This is a genomic window from Streptococcus ruminantium (assembly GCF_003609975.1).
In the GTDB taxonomy this organism is placed as follows: Bacteria; Bacillota; Bacilli; order Lactobacillales; family Streptococcaceae; genus Streptococcus; species Streptococcus ruminantium.
Window position 1 is genome coordinate 322,501 of record NZ_AP018400.1, and the last position, 19,510, is coordinate 342,010.

The following is a 19,510-nucleotide window of genomic DNA, read 5'->3' on the forward strand; positions in this document are numbered from 1 at the left end:
TGGTCATAAAAAAAACCGTCTTCGCTTTTCTGTCAAACAAGGTGAAGTTGTTATAGCAGTTTCGTTTTTTAATCAACCTTATTTGGTGGATAAGATTGAATTGGGACAAGAATTGGCTATTTGGGGGAAGTGGGATAAGAGGAAGGCGAGTCTAACGGGTATGAAAATTCTTTCTCAAGCAACGGATGACTTGCAGCCTGTATACCATGTAGCTCAGGGAATTTCACAGCTCAATTTGGTTAAAGCTATCAAAGCTGCAATTAGTCAGGGGTATTTGGATTTGTTAGATGAAAATCTACCTGCTGTCTTGTTGGAGCGCTACAGACTTTTAGGACGTAAGGCAGCTGTGTATGCTATGCATTTTCCAACGAATTTTGATGAATATAAGCAAGCTTTACGCCGTGTAAAGTTTGAGGAGTTATTGTATTTTCAATTGCAATTACAGCAGTTAAAATCAGCTAATCGTCAGGTTTCTAGTGGTTTGCAGATTCATTATGTACCGGAAGCCTTGGATGCTAAAATTAGGAATTTACCCTTTATTCTGACAGAAGCACAGTCACAGGCTCTTAAAGAAATACTTGCAGATATGAAATCTCCTGGACATATGAATCGTTTATTGCAGGGGGATGTTGGATCCGGAAAAACAGTGGTTGCAAGCCTAGCTATGTTTGCAACGGTGACTGCTGGTATGCAGGCAGCTATTATGGTTCCAACTGAAATCTTGGCAGAGCAACACTACGAGAGTCTGTGTCAGTTGTTCCCAGATTTGTCTATTGTCCTATTGACAGGAGGGATGAAGGTTGCAGCACGTCGGACAGCTTTGGAGATGATAGCTAATGGTCAGGTGGATATAATTGTTGGGACACATGCTTTAATTCAAGAGGGAGTCATCTATCATCGGTTGGGGTTGGTGGTGACAGATGAGCAGCATCGTTTTGGTGTGAAACAACGTCGTTTGTTCCGAGAAAAAGGAGATAATCCTGATGTGCTAATGATGACTGCAACGCCTATTCCTAGAACATTGGCTATTACAGCTTTTGGAGATATGGAAGTATCGGTTATCAATCAATTGCCAGCTGGTCGTAAGCCGATTATAACACGTTGGGTGAAGCATCAGCAGTTACCTGTCGTTTTGGAATGGCTAAAAAGGGAATTACCCAATGGAGCGCAGGTTTATTTCATTTCCCCTTTGATTGAAGAATCTGAGACGTTGGATTTGAAGAATGCGGTGGATTTACAGACTGATTTGCAGGCTTATTTTGGTGAACGGGTCATTATTGATCTACTGCATGGGAAAATGAAAAATGAAGAGAAGGATGCGATTATGCAAGCCTTTAAGGAAAGAAAAACAGACATTCTTGTTTCTACAACGGTGATTGAAGTAGGAGTCAATGTCCCTAATGCTACAGTCATGGTTATTATGGATGCGGATCGTTTTGGTTTAAGTCAGTTACATCAATTAAGAGGGCGAGTGGGACGTGGTCATAAGCAATCCTATGCTGTTTTAGTTGCAAATCCGAAAACAGAATCTGGTAAGGAACGGATGAAGATTATGACGGAAACAACGGATGGTTTTGTGTTGGCAGAAGCAGACTTAAAGATGCGTGGTGCGGGAGAAATTTTTGGCACGCGTCAATCTGGTTTACCCGAGTTTCAAGTAGCTAATATTATGGAGGATTATGCTATTTTAGAGGAAGCTAGGCGAGTCGCTAGTCAAATTGTTAATGAAAAAGACTGGCAAGAAAATCCAGCTTGGTCTGTGTTGCTTCCCTATCTAAAAGATAGAGAAGAATTGGATTAGATATGAAAAAGAAAATGGGATAGTTTTTTCTTGTACAAAATAGTTCTAATATGATTTGTCACTGGTTTTTAATGAGCTGTCAAAATTTTCTATGCAATGAAGGGATTAAGAAATTAAAAACGAATGAAAAATAGTCAGTGGTTTTCTACTTGCTATTATCATTCGTTTTTTTGCTATTCAAAGGAGATAAACCTAAAAGTCTAAGAATGGAGTATTTGAAAAAGGAAAGGTGTAGGAGGATAAAGTGTTTTCTATTGTCTTGATTTCAAGAGGCTTAGCCTTGGATATAGTCAGCTAATTCTTGATTTTTAAGCCCTGCGCTGAGGGCAATGAGGAGTTTGAGGCGAGCTTTTTGGGCATTTAGTTCTTTGACAAAGAGAATACCACTTTGTTTCAGTTGACTTCCTCCTCCTTCGTAGGCATAGACGGGTTCAGCAATGCCATTGAAGCAACGGGAAACTAGTATAATTGGGATTTGCTGTTCAAGGAGGTGTTTGATGGCAGGTAAGATGGTTGGAGGAAGATTACCTGCTCCGAGTGCTTCGATGACCAGTCCAGAAATGCTGTTGGTAGATAGTGAATCTAGGAGGATCGACTCCATTCCTGCATAGGCTTTAATAATAGGAACAGTTCCAGACACTTGAGAGAGGTCAAAACGAACTCTGGGTTCCGCAGTTTTAAAGTAGAGGATCTCCTGCTTTGTAGCTAGACCAAGCGGTCCATGGGTTGGTGTTTGGAAAGTCGAGACATTGGTTGTATGAGTCTTTGTCACATACTTTGCGGCATGAATTTCATCATTCATGACGACCAGGACTCCTTTGTCAGCAGATTTTTCATCGGCTGCTACACGAAGGGCTGTGTGATAGTTGTAAATACCATCGCTACCCAACTCATTTAAAGAACGCATGGCACCTGTTAGGACGATAGGTTTTTCCGGGATGGCCATAGTGTCGAGAAAATAGGCTGTCTCCTCTAAAGTATCAGTTCCGTGTGTGATGATAAAGCCATCAAAATGGTTAGCCTCTTTCTTTATCTTTTGGTAGAGCGCCATCATGTGTTCGAGGTTGATGTGGGGGCTAGGAACATTGAAAAAATCCAAGGAAGTAATTTGGATTTCTTCTATCGGTGTATCTATTTTTGTCATAGGATTGACTGGGTTTGAGACGACCTCTCCTTGTTGATTGGCTTGCATAGAGATTGTTCCGCCTGTGTGCAATACTAGAATTCTTTTCATAAATTTTCTGATTCTTTCAAAATATGATATACTAATTGTATCATAATTTCCGAGAAAGAAGGTGAGATGGGTTGACAATAAAGGCTGTATTTTTCGATATTGATGGTACTTTATTGACAGATAATCGTATGGTCAGTAAGTCAACAATTCTTGCTATCAATGCCTTGAAAGAAAAAGGTATTTTAGTTGGTTTGGCTACTGGTCGAGGTCCGCGTTTTATTTTACAATATATGGCTAGTCTTGGCTTGGATTTGGCAATTGCTTATAATGGTCAATATATTTTTTCAAGGGAGGAAGTTATTTATAGTCAGGTTCTAGAGTCGAAACAGATTGAACAGATTATAGAATATGCTCAGCTGCACCGTAAGGAGCTATCTTTCGGGACTGCTAGGGGTGTATTTGGAAGTAAGATTATGAGTGCTGGGATGGGAAATTTTGCCTACCGAGTCACTCGCATGATTCCTGAGTCTTGGGCTACTTTTGTTCATTTTATTTTTAATCGTATTGTACGTTGGATTAGTCCTCAGCAACAGAACGATCTAAAAAATTTTCTACTTCAGCCTATCTATCAGCTAATGTTGTTGGTTAGTGAGGAAGAAACGCAGATGCTGGAAGAACGGTTTTCTGATGTATCTTTTACGCGTTCAAGTCCCTATGCTACAGATATCATCAGTAAGGGGAACTCGAAACTGACGGGTATTTTAAGGATAGCCAAGCAATATCAATTTAGTTTAGATAATGTCATGGTATTTGGTGATTCTGATAATGATTTTGAGATGTTGCAAGAAATCAAGTACTCGGTTGCTATGGGAAATGGGACTGTAAAAGCTAAACAAGTAGCTTCTTTTGTTACGGATACAAACAATCAAGATGGGATTTGCAAGGCACTAATTCATTTTGGAGTGATTGAGGAGAAAGATGTTTCAGAGCAAGGATAACAATTTTAATAGAGTGAGAGATTTCCATATCTTAATGAATGGACAAATTCAGGAAGTGCCACAGGAATATGATGGGGAGACTGCTGTGCACCGTGTTGGTTTTAAGCTTGAAGAATTGGTAGAATTTTTGTATGCAGCTTCTGAAAGTGAAGAGGATTTTCATGGACGGATTGCCCAGCTTCACCAGTAGTTAGATAAAGCAGTTGAGAAGGTATGCAGCAAACGGTTAGTGGGTGTCTCTATGCGAGATCAGGTAGATGCTCTTTTGGATATTCTGTATTTTACCTATGGTTCGTTTGTTTTAATGGGGGTTGATCCAGAGCCGATTTTCCATTTGGTTCATGCAGCCAATATGGGGAAGATATTCCCAGATGGTAGGGCACATTTTGATCCGGTTACTCATAAAATTTTAAAACCAGATGATTGGGAAGAACGCTTTGCGCCAGAGGGAAAGATTCAAGAAGAACTGAAGAGACAAATGAAAAGACTTGATCACTAAATCAAGTCTTTCACTTTATAAACTTTTCTCTCCATCTCGCACAATAAGTAAATCAATATTGGCATGGCGCATGATGTATTCAGATGAAGAACCGATAAGGAGTCGCTCGAAGGCGTTGAGACCGGTTGCTCCTAACAACATGAGATCGGCTCCTGTTTCCTTAGGAATATCTACAGCTAACAAGGTTTTTGGATTGCCAAATTCAACGCGAATCTGAACATCAATTAGCCCGGCATTCAGTGCTTCTTGCTTGTATTCTTCAAGAAGAAGTTCTGCCTCTCTTTCTAAAGACTCATAGACAGAGGCATCAAAAGCGATAACATTATGAAGAGAACGTGTATCAATAACATGAGCAATAATCAAGCGAGCTTGGTTGCGCATAGCGACATGTATAGCCTTGTGGAGAGCTAATTCGGCTCCTTTTGAACCGTCTACAGCAACAAGAATTGTTTTATATGATTGGGTCATTACCATCACTCCTTTCAGAAGGCCGGTCTATGATAGACAGTATAGGTTACGCCCTCATTATAAGCCTTTTGAGATAAATTGTAAAGGATTCTTGTACTTTTTAACCTTTTAAAGTACAATAGAACAGATAGAAAGTTGAGGTAACGGCATGAAGCAGTTTAATAAATCAACAAAATTGGATGATGTAGCTTATGACATTCGTGGTCCTGTCTTGGAAGAAGCCATGCGCATGCGTGCCAATGGTGAGCAGATTTTGCGCTTGAATACAGGTAATCCTGCTGAATTTGGTTTTACGGCGCCAGATGAGGTAATCCGTGATTTGATTCATAATGCTCGAAAATCAGAGGGGTACTCTAATAGTAAAGGTATTTTTTCAGCTCGCAAGGCGATTATGCAATATTGTCAGTTGAAGAAGTTTCCAAATGTTGATATTGAAGATATTTACCTTGGAAATGGTGTTAGTGAGCTGATTGTTATGTCTATGCAAGGTTTGCTAGATAATGGTGATGAGGTTTTGGTACCTATGCCAGACTATCCATTGTGGACAGCAGCTATTAGTTTAGCAGGTGGGAAGGCTGTCCATTATATCTGTGACGAGGCGGCTGATTGGTATCCGGATTTGGAGGATATGGAGTCTAAGATTACTTCACGAACCAAGGCTATCGTACTGATCAATCCTAACAACCCAACAGGTGCTCTATATCCTAAAGAAATTTTAGAGGGGATTATTGATATTGCTCGGCGGCATGAGCTTATTATCTTTTCTGATGAAATTTATGATCGAATGGTCTTTGATGGCGCGGTTCATATTCCGATTGCTACCTTGGCTCCAGATTTGTTTGTCGTGACGATGAATGGTTTATCCAAGTCTCATCGGATTTGTGGTTTCCGAGTAGGCTGGATGGTCTTGTCAGGTCCCAAGAAGCATGTTAAGGGGTACATTGAAGGATTGAATATGTTGTCTAACATGCGACTTTGTTCCAATGTTTTAGCTCAACAAGTGGTACAAACTTCTCTTGGAGGACATCAATCTGTGGATAAATTATTGATTCCTGGGGGGCGTTTGTACGAACAGAGGGAGTTTATAACAAAAGCTATCAATGATATTCCAGGACTTTCTACTATCAAGCCTAAAGCAGGGCTGTATGTGTTTCCAAAAATTGATCGGGAGATGTACCGGATAGATGATGATGAGCAATTTGTCTTGGATTTCCTCAAGCAGGAGAAGGTACTTTTAGTACATGGACGTGGCTTTAACTGGAAAGATCCTGACCATTTCCGTATTGTGTATCTACCACGTGTTGATGAATTGGCAGAGATTCAGGAGAAGATGACACGATTCTTGCGTCAATATCGTAGGTAATCTGGTTTTGAAGGGTGTAAATGGGTTCTACAGCCTTCTTTTCATTTGATTAGAATGATTTTTGTTTTCTAATAACGGTAAATTTTCTGATAATTATTGAAATTTTGTGTATTTTTTGCTATACTGAAAGCAATTACAGAGTAAAGAGGAAAGTATGACAACATTATTAGAAAAGACACGGGATATTACTTCTATTTTGAAGCGTTCCGAAGAGCAATTGGCGGAAGAATTGCCCTACAATGCCATTGCTGATCATTTATCAGCCATCATTGATTGTAACTCTTGCATTATCAATAGTGAGGGTGAGGTTTTGGGGTACCACATGAACTATAAAACAAACAATGATCGTGTGGAAGAATTTTTTCAAAATAAGCAGTTTCCCGAAGAATACGTGAGATCTGTTGCTCGGGTTTATGATACTCAGGTCAATTTGCCTGTAGAAAGTGAGTTGACTGCTATACCAGTTGAGTTGCGTTCTACCTATCCCAATGGTTTGACAACGATTGCTCCTATTCATGTAACGGGGATTCGATTTGGTTCCCTCATTATTTGGCGTAATGATGAGCAGTTCCATGACGATGATTTGATTCTAGTGGAGATTGCAGCAACAGTAGTTGGGATTCAATTACTCAATTTCCAAAGGGAAGAAGATGAAAAGAATATTCGTCGTCGTGCTGCAGTCAATATGGCTGTCAATACCCTTTCTTATTCAGAAATGAAGGCTGTTGCAGCTATTTTAGGTGAGTTGACTGGCAATGAGGGGCAGTTGACGGCCTCAGTTATTGCTGATCGTATTGGTATTACTCGATCTGTTATTGTTAATGCACTTCGTAAATTGGAAAGTGCTGGTATTATTGAAAGTCGTTCTCTGGGAATGAAAGGAACCTATCTGAAGGTTCTTATTCCGGCGATTTTTGATGAGATTAAGAAACGTGACTATTAAGGTGACTAAGGCGCTTATCTCAATTGACTACGTAGTAGATATGGTTGCAGCGAGTGGTAAGTTAACGGTTGGATCGCCAGCGCAGGCTATTTCTGATCGTATTGCGCAAGTCACAAGGGAGTCTTTCGAAAATGGAGACTATATTTTCTTTGCAATTGATGCCCATAGGGAAGAGGATCATTTTCATCCAGAGATGAAGTTATTTCCTCCTCATAATATTATAGGAACACAAGGGCGTAATTTATATGGCCCTCTGGCAGATTTTTATCAGGTATATAAGCATCATGCACGTGTGCATTGGATCGATAAGCGGTATTACTCAGCTTTTTCGGGGACAGATTTGGATGTTCTTTGAGGGAGCGTAGAGTAGATACGGTGGTTCTAACAGGGGTTCTGTCAGACATCTGTGTCCTTCATACAGCTATTGATGCCTACAATAAAGGTTATCAGATTGAAGTGGTAGCATCAGCGATTGCTACCTTAACGGAGAAGCGTCATCAATTTGCGCTTAATCATCTGCGCTATGTACTCGGTGCAACGATATTAGACTAGTTTTCGTTGAGTATATGCATTGGAGACCAGCCTTTTGGGCTGGTTTTTTGATAGAGAATGGTGGTATACGAGGTGATTTCTACCTTTTTTCAAGTCTAGAAATATGGTATAATGAAAAATAGATTTCCATAGGAGGAAAGTAAGAATGAAGATTTCTGAAGCTGAAGTCCGTCACGTTGCTAAGCTATCTAAGCTGGAATTTTCGGACCAAGAGACAGCCGCGTTTGCAACGACCTTGAGCAAGATTGTTGATATGGTTGAATTGCTCAATGAAGTGGATACAACAGGTGTTTCTGTGACGACAACCATGGCTGATCGTAAGAACGTTTTGCGGGAAGATATTGCCCAAAAAGGCGAGAGTTGTGAAGCTTTGTTTAAAAATGTACCTGAGTCTCAAAATAACTTTATCAAGGTACCAGCGATTTTAGATGGAGGAGGAGAAGCCTAATGACATTTAATCATAAGACCATTGATGAGTTGCATGACCTTCTTGTCAAAAAGGAGATTTCTGCGCTTGAGTTGACTAAGGCAACGTTAGCAGACATCAAGAGTCGCGAGAATGCTGTGGATGCCTTCTTGACGATTACGGAAGATGAGGCTTTGGCTCAAGCTGCTGCTCTTGATAAAAAAGGGATCGATGCAGATAATGTTATGGCAGGTATTCCATTTGCCGTTAAGGATAATATCTCTACTAAGGGAATTCTAACGACAGCAGCTTCTAAAATGCTCTACAACTATGAGCCAATTTTTGATGCGACTGCTGTTTCTCAAGCCTATGATGCAGGGATGATTGTCATCGGTAAGACCAATATGGACGAGTTTGCTATGGGTGGATCTAACGAAAATTCTGCCTTTAAGCCAACAAAGAATGCTTGGGATCAAGCCAAGGTTTCTGGTGGTTCATCGGGTGGTTCAGCAGCAGCTGTTGCTTCTGGGCAAGTTCGTTTATCTTTGGGATCAGATACGGGTGGTTCTATCCGTCAACCAGCAGCTTTTAATGGTATTGTTGGAATGAAACCGACCTATGGAACGGTATCACGTTTTGGGCTGATTGCTTTTGGTTCTTCTCTTGATCAGATTGGTCCATTTTCACAGACGGTTAAGGAAAATGCTCAATTGCTCAATGTTATCTCAGGACATGATGCGAAAGATGCAACCTCAATCCTCAATGGGATTGCCGACTTTACTAGCAAGATTGGTCAAGACATCAAAGGACTTAAAATTGCACTTCCTAAGGAATACATAGGGGAAGGGATTGATCCGCAGGTCAAAGAAACAATTCTCAAGGCTGCTAAGCATTTGGAAAGTTTGGGAGCTATTATTGAGGAAGTGAGCCTGCCGCATTCTAAGTACGGAGTCGCTGTTTACTATATTATTGCTTCGTCAGAGGCTTCTTCAAATTTGCAGCGCTTTGATGGTATTCGTTATGGTTTCCGCGCACCAGATGCGACCAATTTGGAAGAAATTTATGTAAAAACGCGTAGCCAAGGTTTCGGTGAGGAGGTTAAGCGCCGTATTATGTTGGGAACCTTTAGCTTATCATCTGGTTACTACGATGCCTACTTCAAGAAGGCTGGTCAAGTACGAACCTTGATTATCCAAGACTTTGAAAAAGTTTTTGCGAATTATGATTTGATTTTGGGACCGACAGCTCCGACAGTTGCCTTTGATTTGGATACTCTGAACCATGATCCTGTAGCTATGTACTTGGCGGATCTCTTGACTATTCCTGTTAACTTGGCTGGTCTTCCAGGACTATCTATCCCTGCTGGTTTTGTAGAGGGTCTGCCAGTTGGTTTGCAGTTGATTGGTCCAAAATATTCAGAAGAAACGATTTATCAAGTAGCTGCTGCTTTTGAGGCAACGACAGATTACCATAAGCAACAACCAGTGATTTTTGGAGGTGCTAACAAATGAACTTTGAAACGATAATTGGTCTAGAAGTCCATGTGGAGTTGAATACCAATTCTAAGATTTTCTCACCTTCATCCGCTCATTTTGGCGAGGATCCAAATGCCAATACCAATGTGATTGATTGGTCGTTCCCAGGGGTTCTTCCTGTTTTGAATAAAGGAGTTGTGGATGCAGGTATCAAGGCGGCTTTGGCCTTGAATATGGCTATTCACAAGGAAATGCACTTTGACCGAAAGAATTATTTCTATCCCGATAATCCAAAAGCCTATCAGATTTCCCAGTTTGATGAGCCAATTGGCTACGATGGCTGGATTGAGATTGAGCTAGAAGATGGTACGACTAAGAAAATCCGTATCGAACGTGCTCATTTGGAAGAGGATGCAGGGAAAAATACGCATGGTACAGATGGTTATTCCTATGTGGATCTCAACCGTCAGGGTGTACCTTTGATTGAGATTGTATCAGAAGCAGATATGCGCTCGCCTGAGGAAGCCTATGCTTATTTGACAGCTCTCAAGGAAATTATCCAGTATACAGGTATTTCTGATGTCAAAATGGAAGAAGGCTCTATGCGGGTCGATGCTAATATTTCTTTGCGTCCCTATGGTCAGGAGAAATTCGGTACCAAGACCGAGTTGAAGAATTTGAACTCCTTTAACTATGTCCGCAAGGGCTTACAGTATGAGGTAGAGCGTCAGACTAAGATTCTGCGTTCCGGTGGTCAAATTCAGCAAGAGACCCGTCGCTATGATGAGTCAACTGGTGAAACCATTCTGATGCGTGTCAAAGAAGGTTCGTCTGACTATCGGTATTTTCCAGAACCAGACTTGCCACTCTATGAGATTGATGATGACTGGATTGAGGAAGTGCGAAAAGACCTACCAGTCTTTCCAAAAGTTCGTCGTGCCAATTATGTAGATAAGCTTGGTTTGACGGTCTATGATGCAGGGCAACTGACCGCGACCAAGGCGCTTTCTGACTTCTTTGAGGCAGCGGTGGCACTAGGTGGTGATGCTAAACAGGTTTCTAACTGGCTACAGGGTGAAGTCGCTCAATTCCTCAATGCAGAAGGCAGGACCATTGAACAAATCGCTCTGACTCCAGAAAATCTGGTGGAAATGCTTGCTCTAATTGCTGATGGTACCATCTCTTCTAAGATTGCCAAGAAGGTCTTTGTCCATCTGGCTAAGGAAGGTGGTTCTGCCAAAGTTTTCGTTGAGAAGGCTGGTTTGGTGCAGATTTCAGATCCGGCAGTTTTGATTCCGATTATCCATCAGGTCTTTGCCGACAACGAAGCAGCGGTGGCAGACTTCAAGTCTGGTAAGCGGAATGCGGATAAGGCCTTTACAGGTTTCCTCATGAAGGCAACCAAGGGACAAGCCAACCCACAAGTTGCTCAACAATTACTAGCACAGGAATTGGCTAAGTTGTTGGATTAAAAAGAATATGATAAAACCGAGAACTCGTCTTTAGGGCTCTCGGTTTTTACTACATTCATATAAAGTTTTAATAACTACTATCTCGAATGACCAGCCGAGTCCCTAGTTTTATCTTTCGTGGGTGATAGATGCCTGAAGTTGCTATCATGCGATCGAGGAGTTGTGCAGCTTCTTGCCCCATTTCTTCGGTGAAGACGCTGATAGAAGAGAGGGCTGGATAGACTTGACGGGTGATGGCTGTATCGTTAAAGGTAATCAGTTGAACTCGTTCTGGAACGGCAATCTGTCGTTCTTGTAGCGCACGGAGAGCTCCGACAGCTAAGGTATCATTAGCAATAAAGAAGGCAGGAGGGAGTTGCTCGCCCAAGTCCTCTATGGCTTGACTCATCAGTTCGTAGCCTGACTGGGTAGAAAAGTTTCCTTGATAGATGTAGTTCTCTTGGAAAATACCCAAGGTGTCTAGGTAGTTTCTAAAGGCAATTAGGCGAGGGTCTGTCGGGAGTTGGTAGCCGTCTGTTGTTTTTTCTTGACCAACTAGCAAGCCGATGTCTATTATGTTTTGCGAACGGAAGTGGTCGATTACAATCTGAACAGAGTGTTCAAAGTCAGTTGTGATACAGGAAAATCCTTCAGGCAGCGTATCAGAGTCAACAAAAATTAACTGAGGAGATAGACTAGCCAGCTCTGCTATTTGCTCAGAAGAAAATTTACCGACTGCAATGATGCCATCTAGGTTGTGGAGGAGTGGATTTGTCAAATCGTTGAAGGAGCGGACAATCTGATAACCTAATTGACTGGCAGTCTGTTCAATACTAACCCGAATAGAATAATAGTAGAGATCTGCTAACTCTTCACTTTCGGTGTACCATTGGACGATACCGATGGTACCTTTTTGCTGAGGAGCCTGTTTTTTTAAGTGTTTGATGTAACCAAGTTTCTGTGCCAGAGCTAAAATTTTTTGACGCGTTTCTTGGCTGACAGAGAGACTTGTATCTCCATTCAAAACTCTGGAAATAGTGGCAGGGGATAGCTCTGCTTTTTTAGCGATGTCTTTTATAGTAACCATGATATTCTCCTGTTTATTTATGTTTAGTATAGCATAAAAAATAAAATTAGTAAATTTTTAGTAAAAAAATTGACAATTTAACTAGTGAATTGTACAATAAAAGAAAACGATTACAACACACAGGAGGTTCTCATGGAAAAAGAACAACTAAGACGGTCCTTTTTGGATATTTTTGGTCAAGAGGCTGATGCGACTTTCTTCTCACCGGGACGGATCAATTTGATTGGCGAGCATACGGACTACAATGGAGGGCATGTTTTTCCGGCTGCTATCACCTTGGGAACTTATGGTGCAGCTCGTAAGCGTGAGGATCGCCTTTTGCGTTTTTATTCTGCCAACTTTGGAGAAGTGGGGATTATTGAGGTTGGCTTAGACAATCTTGTCTTTGATAAGGCAGATAACTGGGCCAACTATGCCAAGGGGGTACTTAAGTTCTTGCAGGAAGCAGGTCACAGGATTGATACAGGTATGGAAATTTTCATTTATGGTAATATTCCAAATGGATCGGGTTTGTCTTCATCTGCTTCTCTGGAACTCTTGATTGGGATTATTGCTGAGAACTTATATGACTTAGATTTAACTCGCTTGGACTTGGTGAAAATTGGAAAACAAACGGAAAATCATTTTATCGGAGTTAACTCTGGAATTATGGATCAATTTGCTATCGGTATGGGGGCAGACAATAGAGCCATTTATCTGGATACCAATACCCTGAACTATGACCTGGTTCCACTTGATTTAGGAGATTATGTCATTGTTATTATGAATACCAACAAACGTCGTGAATTGGCGGATTCAAAATATAATGAACGCCGTGCTGAGTGTGAAAAGGCGGTTGAGGAACTTAATAGTCTCCTTACGATTCAAACCTTAGGTGAGCTAGATGAGTGGACCTTTGACCAGTATAGCTACCTGATTAAGGACAAAAATCGGATTAAGCGGGCTCGTCATGCTGTCTTAGAAAATCAACGAACTTTACAGGCTAGAAAAGCTTTGGAAGAAGGGGATTTGAAAATGTTTGGCCGTCTAATCAATGCTTCTCATGTTTCTTTGGAACATGATTATGAGGTGACAGGCTTGGAATTAGATACTCTTGTTCACACTGCTTGGGAACAAGAGGGAGTCTTGGGAGCTCGTATGACAGGTGCAGGTTTTGGTGGTTGCGGTATCGCCATCGTACATAGAGATCAGGTTGAGGTTTTTACAGGAAATGTTGGCAAAATTTACACAGAGGTTGTTGGCTATGAGCCAAGCTTCTATGTCGCCGAAATTGCTGGTGGATCCTGTATTCTCTAGCTATTTCTTGTATTTTATTCTGTTGGTTACATCTGTACCTTGTTGAGGGGATGAAGCTCTATCTCTGTTTGATTTTTAGCACTTAATATGCTGTAAAGTAATAACAAGAATGATTAAACTTACTAGATATTGGAGAAATAATGATAAATCTTGTGGATAAATTTGTGGAGCAGGTCATTGCCCATAGTAGCTTTGAAGAAATGGATGCTCTCTATCTGCGCAATAGAGTTATCGCTTTGGTTGGAGAGCAGGTGCTGACTGTAGAGACGAACTTGGAAAATCTGATTGAACTCAAAGATGCTCTCTTAGCTCAGGCTGTCCAAACAGGCTTTATCGGAGAACTGGTAGAAGAGCAAGAAGTGGTTGGCGCTAGCCTCATGGACTTGATAACTCCAAGTCCTAGTCAGGTCAATCGTCAGTTCTGGGAGACCTATGCAACTGCTCCTGAACAGGCTATTGCTGATTTTTATAGCCTTAGCAAGAAAAATGATTATATCAAAGTAGCTGCTGTAGCCAAAAATATCTATTATCAAGTGCCTACAGAATATGGTGATTTGGAAATTACCATCAATCTGTCCAAACCTGAAAAGGATCCCAAAGCTATTGCAGCAGCAACGAAGGCAGAAAGTTCTAACTATCCCAAGTGTCTACTTTGTATGGAAAATGAAGGGTACCAAGGGCGAATTAACCACCCTGCGCGTGCAAACCACCGCATCATTCGTATGGATTTGGGGAAAGAGTGTTGGGGGTTCCAATATTCTCCTTATGCCTACTTTGATGAGCATGCGATTTTCCTCAATACTCAACACGTCCCAATGTCAATCACTTCACAGACTTTTGTACAATTATTGGAACTAATTGACATGTTGCCAGGCTATTTTATTGGATCCAACTCGGATTTGCCGATTTCAGGTGGCTCCATTTTGACTCACAATCATTATCAGGGGGGGCGTCATCATTTTGCTATGGATCAAGCTCCTATTGAGAAAAAATTGACTTTTGCAGGATTTGAAACCGTGCAGGCAGGAATTGTTAAATGGCCGATGTCTGTAATTCGTTTGACTGCCAGTGATAAAGAGCCTCTCCTTGGTTTGGCTATAAAGATTTTGGAAAAATGGCGGAGCTATTCAGATGATTTGGTACAGATAAAGGCTGAGACGGACGGTATTCCTCATCATACAATTACTCCAATTGCTCGGAAACGAGCTGATTTGTATGAGCTGGATTTAGTTCTCCGTGATAATCAGACATCAGAAGAATTTCCAGATGGTATTTACCATCCTCATCCAGATGTCCAACATATCAAGAAAGAAAATATTGGATTGATTGAGGTTATGGGGTTGGCTATTTTACCACCAAGACTCAAGACGGAATTAGCTGAGGTGGAAAAATTCTTACTAGGACAGAGAAGCCAAGTAGCTGATTGCCATCAGGTTTGGGCAGAACGTCTGAAGACTGAAAATCCAGATCTCACTGAAAGTAATGTAGGTCAACTTGTTCGTGAATCTGTTGGGAAAATTTTTTCCCAGGTTTTAGAAGATGCAGGTGTTTACAAACGTACTCCAGAAGGTCAAGCAGCTTTCATGCGATTTTTAGAGACTGTCGGTTTATCTTTGTAAAAGGATTAGAAAGAGTAGGACGATGTACGGCACCCCGAAAGTTAGACACAAAATCTAACGATTGGGGTGCTTTTCTTATAAAATTAAACGCTAACGATAAAGTTGAAATCTATCACTTAAAACAATTAGGTTGGACGTGGCTACAACTCAGCCAAAAATTTGATGTGAATAAAGCTCATCTCCAATACTTGGTCCGACTGATTGACAAACATGGTTTAGACTGTGTTCAAAATGCCGTACTAAAAAAGCTGAGAGAATACGGTCTGATGGACGAAGCAAGGCTCAAAAATATTTCTTGTCCAACTTTCGGGGGGCAGTACACGAAGCCTACTCTTTTTGTTATAATAATAATCAGCTCAAATCAAATATAGGTGTGGTAATAAAGCCAATGCTTGGCTAGAGTCTATTAAAGTGGATTGATTTGAAAATAAGCTGGGGAGGTAATATGAAAGATTCTAAAGTTGGAACGGTCATTACTCTGATTGCTGGGATTGCTTGGGGACTATCAGGAGTAAGTGGACAATATCTAATGATACGAGGAGTATCAGTTGATGTGATTACTTCTTTTCGTTTGCTAATATCAGGAGTGTTTTTACTAAGTCTAGCTTATGCGACCGCTAGGGAGCGGCTTATAGCTGTGCTGAAAAGTAAGTCTGCTTTGTTAGGAATCTTTATATTTGCTATGTTAGGTCTAGTATTGAATCAGACCGCCTACCTACAGGCTATTTACCACACTAATGCTGGGACAGCTACTGTTCTTCAATATCTCTGTCCCATTCTGGTTTTAGCCTATACTTGTTTGAAGGACCGCCAGAGACCAACTGGTATCGAACTTATTTCGATCGGTTTGGCTATTGCGGGAACCTTTTTGATTGCTACACATGGACAATTGGATCAACTGGCTGTGACTCCTATTGGTTTCTTTTGGGGAATTTTTTCTGCCTTTACCTATGCCCTTTATATCATACTTCCAACTAAATTGATTCGTGAATATGGTAGCACAGTTGTGATTGGACTTGGCATGTTGATGGGAGGCTTTGTGGTGACTGTTGGTTTACAGACTTGGCAATATAGCCTGCCCTTTGATGGTGGAAGTCTGCTTGGCTTGCTGGGGATTGTTGGTGTCGGAACAATTTTTGCCTACACTGCCTTTCTCAAGGGAGTTAGTCTAGTCGGTCCTGTTAAGGGAAGTCTTTTGGCTTCCATCGAGCCTGTAGCATCCGTGTTTTTTGCGGTTTGGCTGGTTAACGAACGCTTCTATTTGATTGATTTTGTTGGAATGTTCTTGATTTTAATGGCGGTTCTCTTGGTTTCCTTAAAAGATTTGCTTGTTTTGGAGAGTGGGAAAATAAACTCTAAAAAGTGAGGGTGGACTTTTGTTCCAACCTCTTTTTTGCTTTTCTATAAAGAAAAGATTGAAATGGAATTAGCAATGATAAAAGAATTTTGTTCAGAAAATCATGTAGACCTAGTAAGGGCATTGTCAAGTGGTGCTCAGCGTGTCGAACTCTGTGACAATTTAGCTGTGGGAGGAACGACTCCAAGTTACGCAGTGATTGACTATGTTTGTCAGCTAGCTCACACATACGATGCAACCGTGATGACCATGATTCGTCCTCGTGGTGGAAATTTTTGCTACGACGAAGCAGAACTTGAGATGATGGTAGAGGATTGTAAGGTCGCTAAAAGGCTGGGTTCAGATGGTCTGGTCTACGGTCTGCTAACGGAGGAGAATTGGTTAGATGAAGTAGCTATGGAAAAGCTCTTGGCAGTATCAAAAGGTTGTCAAATAGTCTTTCACATGGCTTTTGATCACATTCCTCGCAATCGCCAATTTGAAGCGATTGATTGGTTGGCAGAACGTGGTGTTACGCGGATCTTGACCAGAGGAAGCCTGACAGGGTGTGCTCTGGATAACCTTGCTTGGTTGCGGGAAATCGTTAACTATGCAGTAGGAAGAATTGAAATTTTGGTTGGTGGTGGCTTGACAGTAGATAATGTCCCACAATTACTGGATAAATTACCTCTTGATCAAGTACATGGGACGAGATTATTTTGGTAAGAATGACTTTAGTTTACTTTAAGCTAAGAAAGTTATACTATGTTTAATCTTTTTCATATAATCTCCTTGAAAGCACTTGGTTTATCCAAGTGTTTTTGTCTGTATTTTGCTGGTTAGGCTTAATATTTGACTTGACGATTAAACTAAAATGAATAAAGGTATTTAGATTTCTTTAAGATAGTCACGTTATAATACAGTTATTCTTTTTCATAACCCTCCTAAGAGCACCTATAAAATAGGTGTTTCTTTTTTATGTCGAAGGAGTAAAGGTAAAAAAGAATTTTTTTAAAGTGAATATCTTATTGGGAGGACAATACTTTGTATCACTGTGTGGAGAGAGACTGTCAGCTTAAGTAAAAAATAATATTATGAGATTCAGGCAAACGAGACTCGTTTATCCAAGAGTTTTTATTATAAGTAGCTCGCATTTTTTATAGAAAAATGGTATAATTATCTGATAAAAACTTTTGGAGACGATAGTGAGTTTAGAAAATTACATGCCGGATTTTTGCTTGGAAAAAGTCTATGATGTGACGGTTGAAGGGTTAAAAAAACATGGTATCAAGGTAGTTTTTGTTGATTTAGATAACACCTTGATTGCTTGGAATAATCCTGATGGAACGCCAGAGATGCGCCAGTGGTTACACGATTTGCGAGAAGCAGGCATTCCTGTTGTGGTGGTTTCTAATAATAAGTACGAACGTGTCAAACGGGCGGTTGAGAAGTTTGGGGTTGAGTTTGAAGCCTTTGCCCTCAAGCCTTTCACCTTTGGCATGAACCGAGCTTTAAAACGCTTTGATGTCAAGCCAAGTGAAGTGGTCATGATTGGAGACCAATTGATGACAGACATTCGGGCGGCTAAGCGAGTTGGTCTCAAGTCTGTATTGGTTAAACCACTGATCAAGACTGACTCAATCAATACACAGATTAACCGTTGGCGCGAACGAAGAACTATGAAAAAAATCATCGCTAAATACGGGGCGATAGACCATAAGAGGGAAATGTAAGTGGAAGAATTATTTTGTATCGGCTGCGGTGCTAAGATTCAGACGGTAGACAAGTCCGTTGCAGGCTTTACGCCACAATCAGCCTTAGAAAAAGGTTTGGAAACAGGGCAGCTTTACTGTCAACGTTGTTTCCGTCTTCGCCATTATAATGAGATTTCAGATGTCAATATTTCTGATGATGACTTTCTGAGCCTCCTCCATAGTGTTGGTGAAAGCGATGCCTTAGTAGTTAATGTGATTGATATTTTTGATTTTAATGGTTCCATTATCCCTGGCTTATCACGTTTTACTTCTGGCAACGATATTCTTTTAGTGGGAAATAAGAAAGATATTCTGCCCAAGTCTGTCAAGACGGGGAAAGTGACTCAATGGCTGACAGAGAGAGCGAATGAAACTGGTATGCGACCGGTAGATGTGGTCCTAACTTCTGCTCAAAACAAGCAGGCAATCAAGGACTTGATTGAGAAAATTGAAGAACATCGCAAGGGACGAGATGTCTATGTGGTCGGTGTAACTAATGTGGGTAAGTCAACCCTAATTAACGCCATTATTCAGGAAATTACAGGAGATAAGGATGTTATTACCACTTCTCGTTTTCCGGGAACGACTCTAGATAAGATTGAAATTCCTCTGGATGATGGTTCATTTATTTACGATACTCCAGGAATTATCCATCGCCATCAGATGGCTCACTATCTGACAGCTAAGAATCTTAAATATATCAGTCCTCGCAAGGAAATTAAGCCAAAAACTTACCAGCTCAACCCAGAGCAAACCCTTTTCTTGGCAGGTCTTGGTCGTTTTGACTTTGTGGCTGGTGAACGTCAGGGCTTTACAGCTTTTTTTGACAATGAACTTCAACTTCATCGTACTAAACTCGAAGGAGCTAGCGATTTTTATAAGAAACATGCAGGCAGTCTCTTGGTACCGCCAACCAGCAAGGAACTGAAAGAGTTTCCAGAACTAGTCCGCCATGAATTTACTATTACTGAAAAGACGGATGTGGTCTTTTCAGGTCTTGGCTGGATTCGGATTAACGAGAAAGCTAAAATTGCTGCTTGGGCACCTAAGGGAGTGGATGTGGTGGTTCGCAAGGCTATCATTTAAAACCCTGCACCCTATGAATGCCAGGAGGATATGCTGTCAATCTACCTTGATAGGCTTCATTTTTGCATTGCAGTTACTTTTTCATCTATTTTTGATGTTCATCGGGTAGCATTTTATCTTATTTGCTTGCCTCCAATTGTATCTACGACACTGCATCTTGCTATGTATGAGATTCAGGTCTGTATCAGATTATACTAAAATA

General features: G+C 40.9%; 15 protein-coding genes and 2 pseudogenes (1 of these 17 cut by a window edge). 14 read left to right on the plus strand and 3 right to left on the minus strand.

What is annotated here, in order from left to right; genetic code table 11:
- A protein-coding gene (gene recG / locus SR187_RS01705) for an ATP-dependent DNA helicase RecG (RefSeq protein WP_120172450.1) crosses the window boundary here: on the plus strand, positions 1-1,801 show its 3' portion. It extends 218 nt beyond the left edge of the window; the window shows 1,801 of its 2,019 coding nt (coding positions 219-2,019); its start codon lies off the left edge, out of view; its stop codon occupies positions 1,799-1,801.
- A 274-nt stretch (positions 1,802-2,075) separates the two neighbouring features.
- On the opposite strand, the gene SR187_RS01710 is transcribed toward recG, so the two are convergent.
- A complete protein-coding gene (locus SR187_RS01710) occupies positions 2,076-3,035 on the minus strand; it encodes an asparaginase (protein ID WP_024532174.1) in 960 nt (319 codons plus the stop codon).
- A gap of 71 nt (positions 3,036-3,106) precedes the next feature.
- Between SR187_RS01710 and SR187_RS10000 the strand changes: the two are divergent.
- A pseudogene (locus SR187_RS10000) lies at positions 3,107-4,472 on the plus strand (Cof-type HAD-IIB family hydrolase).
- 15 nt (positions 4,473-4,487) lie between these two features.
- On the opposite strand, the gene SR187_RS01725 reads toward SR187_RS10000, so the two are convergent.
- Positions 4,488-4,940, minus strand: coding sequence for a universal stress protein (locus SR187_RS01725; protein ID WP_024532177.1), 453 nt, complete (start codon positions 4,938-4,940; stop codon positions 4,488-4,490).
- 148 nt (positions 4,941-5,088) lie between these two features.
- Between SR187_RS01725 and SR187_RS01730 the strand changes: the two genes are divergently transcribed.
- From SR187_RS01730 to gatB, 6 genes and pseudogenes are all read left to right on the plus strand, one after another.
- Complete coding sequence (locus SR187_RS01730) at positions 5,089-6,303, plus strand: pyridoxal phosphate-dependent aminotransferase (protein WP_120171323.1); 1,215 nt, start codon at positions 5,089-5,091, stop codon at positions 6,301-6,303.
- A gap of 154 nt (positions 6,304-6,457) precedes the next feature.
- Positions 6,458-7,246 (plus strand): GTP-sensing pleiotropic transcriptional regulator CodY, encoded by a 789-nt coding sequence (gene codY / locus SR187_RS01735; protein ID WP_120171324.1) that lies wholly within the window; start codon positions 6,458-6,460, stop codon positions 7,244-7,246.
- Between the two features lies 1 nt (position 7,247).
- Positions 7,248-7,798: pseudogene (locus SR187_RS01740) on the plus strand (cysteine hydrolase family protein).
- 145 nt (positions 7,799-7,943) lie between these two features.
- Complete coding sequence (gene gatC, locus SR187_RS01745; protein ID WP_024532181.1) at positions 7,944-8,246, plus strand: Asp-tRNA(Asn)/Glu-tRNA(Gln) amidotransferase subunit GatC; 303 nt, start codon at positions 7,944-7,946, stop codon at positions 8,244-8,246.
- Positions 8,246-9,715, plus strand: coding sequence for an Asp-tRNA(Asn)/Glu-tRNA(Gln) amidotransferase subunit GatA (gene gatA / locus SR187_RS01750; RefSeq protein WP_120171325.1), 1,470 nt, complete (start codon positions 8,246-8,248; stop codon positions 9,713-9,715). The genes gatC and gatA overlap by 1 nt, the downstream gene beginning before the upstream one ends.
- Positions 9,712-11,151, plus strand: a complete 1,440-nt coding sequence (gatB, locus tag SR187_RS01755; RefSeq protein WP_120171326.1) for an Asp-tRNA(Asn)/Glu-tRNA(Gln) amidotransferase subunit GatB — start codon at positions 9,712-9,714, stop codon at positions 11,149-11,151. The genes gatA and gatB overlap by 4 nt, the downstream gene beginning before the upstream one ends.
- Positions 11,152-11,218: 67 nt before the next feature.
- Here gatB and SR187_RS01760 read toward each other — a convergent pair whose 3' ends face one another.
- Positions 11,219-12,217: a LacI family DNA-binding transcriptional regulator gene (locus SR187_RS01760; protein WP_120171327.1), complete on the minus strand. Its 999-nt coding sequence runs from the start codon at positions 12,215-12,217 to the stop codon at positions 11,219-11,221.
- Between the two features lie 132 nt (positions 12,218-12,349).
- Here SR187_RS01760 and SR187_RS01765 point away from each other — a divergent pair, with 132 nt between their 5' ends.
- The 6 genes from SR187_RS01765 to yqeH all read left to right on the plus strand — a co-directional run bounded on the left by SR187_RS01765 (position 12,350) and on the right by yqeH (position 19,308).
- Complete coding sequence (locus SR187_RS01765) at positions 12,350-13,513, plus strand: galactokinase (protein WP_120171328.1); 1,164 nt, start codon at positions 12,350-12,352, stop codon at positions 13,511-13,513.
- Positions 13,514-13,653: 140 nt separating this feature from the next.
- The gene (gene galT, locus SR187_RS01770; RefSeq protein ID WP_024532186.1) at positions 13,654-15,132 is read left to right on the plus strand and encodes a UDP-glucose--hexose-1-phosphate uridylyltransferase; all 1,479 of its coding nucleotides are present in this window, start codon (positions 13,654-13,656) and stop codon (positions 15,130-15,132) included.
- 445 nt (positions 15,133-15,577) lie between these two features.
- Positions 15,578-16,498, plus strand: a complete 921-nt coding sequence (locus SR187_RS01780) for a DMT family transporter (RefSeq protein WP_120171329.1) — start codon at positions 15,578-15,580, stop codon at positions 16,496-16,498.
- Positions 16,499-16,564: 66 nt separating this feature from the next.
- Positions 16,565-17,194: a copper homeostasis protein CutC gene (locus tag SR187_RS01785; protein WP_024532189.1), complete on the plus strand. Its 630-nt coding sequence runs from the start codon at positions 16,565-16,567 to the stop codon at positions 17,192-17,194.
- Between the two features lie 479 nt (positions 17,195-17,673).
- The gene (locus SR187_RS01790; RefSeq protein WP_024532190.1) at positions 17,674-18,201 is read left to right on the plus strand and encodes a YqeG family HAD IIIA-type phosphatase; all 528 of its coding nucleotides are present in this window, start codon (positions 17,674-17,676) and stop codon (positions 18,199-18,201) included.
- Positions 18,202-19,308 carry a ribosome biogenesis GTPase YqeH gene (yqeH, locus tag SR187_RS01795; protein WP_024532191.1) on the plus strand — a complete coding sequence of 369 codons (1,107 nt, stop codon included), beginning with the start codon at positions 18,202-18,204 and terminating at the stop codon, positions 19,306-19,308.
- Positions 19,309-19,510 lie beyond the last annotated feature (202 nt).

What these genes read in the sequence shown, in the direction of transcription:
- SR187_RS01710 (WP_024532174.1), bottom strand. Translation starts at nt 3,035, where the DNA reads ATGAAAAGAATTCTAGTATTGCACACAGGCGGAACAATCTCTATGCAA.
- SR187_RS01725 (WP_024532177.1), bottom strand. Translation starts at nt 4,940, where the DNA reads ATGACCCAATCATATAAAACAATTCTTGTTGCTGTAGACGGTTCAAAA.
- SR187_RS01730 (WP_120171323.1), top strand. Translation starts at nt 5,089, where the DNA reads ATGAAGCAGTTTAATAAATCAACAAAATTGGATGATGTAGCTTATGAC.
- codY (WP_120171324.1), top strand. Translation starts at nt 6,458, where the DNA reads ATGACAACATTATTAGAAAAGACACGGGATATTACTTCTATTTTGAAG.
- gatC (WP_024532181.1), top strand. Translation starts at nt 7,944, where the DNA reads ATGAAGATTTCTGAAGCTGAAGTCCGTCACGTTGCTAAGCTATCTAAG.
- gatA (WP_120171325.1), top strand. Translation starts at nt 8,246, where the DNA reads ATGACATTTAATCATAAGACCATTGATGAGTTGCATGACCTTCTTGTC.
- gatB (WP_120171326.1), top strand. Translation starts at nt 9,712, where the DNA reads ATGAACTTTGAAACGATAATTGGTCTAGAAGTCCATGTGGAGTTGAAT.
- SR187_RS01760 (WP_120171327.1), bottom strand. Translation starts at nt 12,217, where the DNA reads ATGGTTACTATAAAAGACATCGCTAAAAAAGCAGAGCTATCCCCTGCC.
- SR187_RS01765 (WP_120171328.1), top strand. Translation starts at nt 12,350, where the DNA reads ATGGAAAAAGAACAACTAAGACGGTCCTTTTTGGATATTTTTGGTCAA.
- galT (WP_024532186.1), top strand. Translation starts at nt 13,654, where the DNA reads ATGATAAATCTTGTGGATAAATTTGTGGAGCAGGTCATTGCCCATAGT.
- SR187_RS01780 (WP_120171329.1), top strand. Translation starts at nt 15,578, where the DNA reads ATGAAAGATTCTAAAGTTGGAACGGTCATTACTCTGATTGCTGGGATT.
- SR187_RS01785 (WP_024532189.1), top strand. Translation starts at nt 16,565, where the DNA reads ATGATAAAAGAATTTTGTTCAGAAAATCATGTAGACCTAGTAAGGGCA.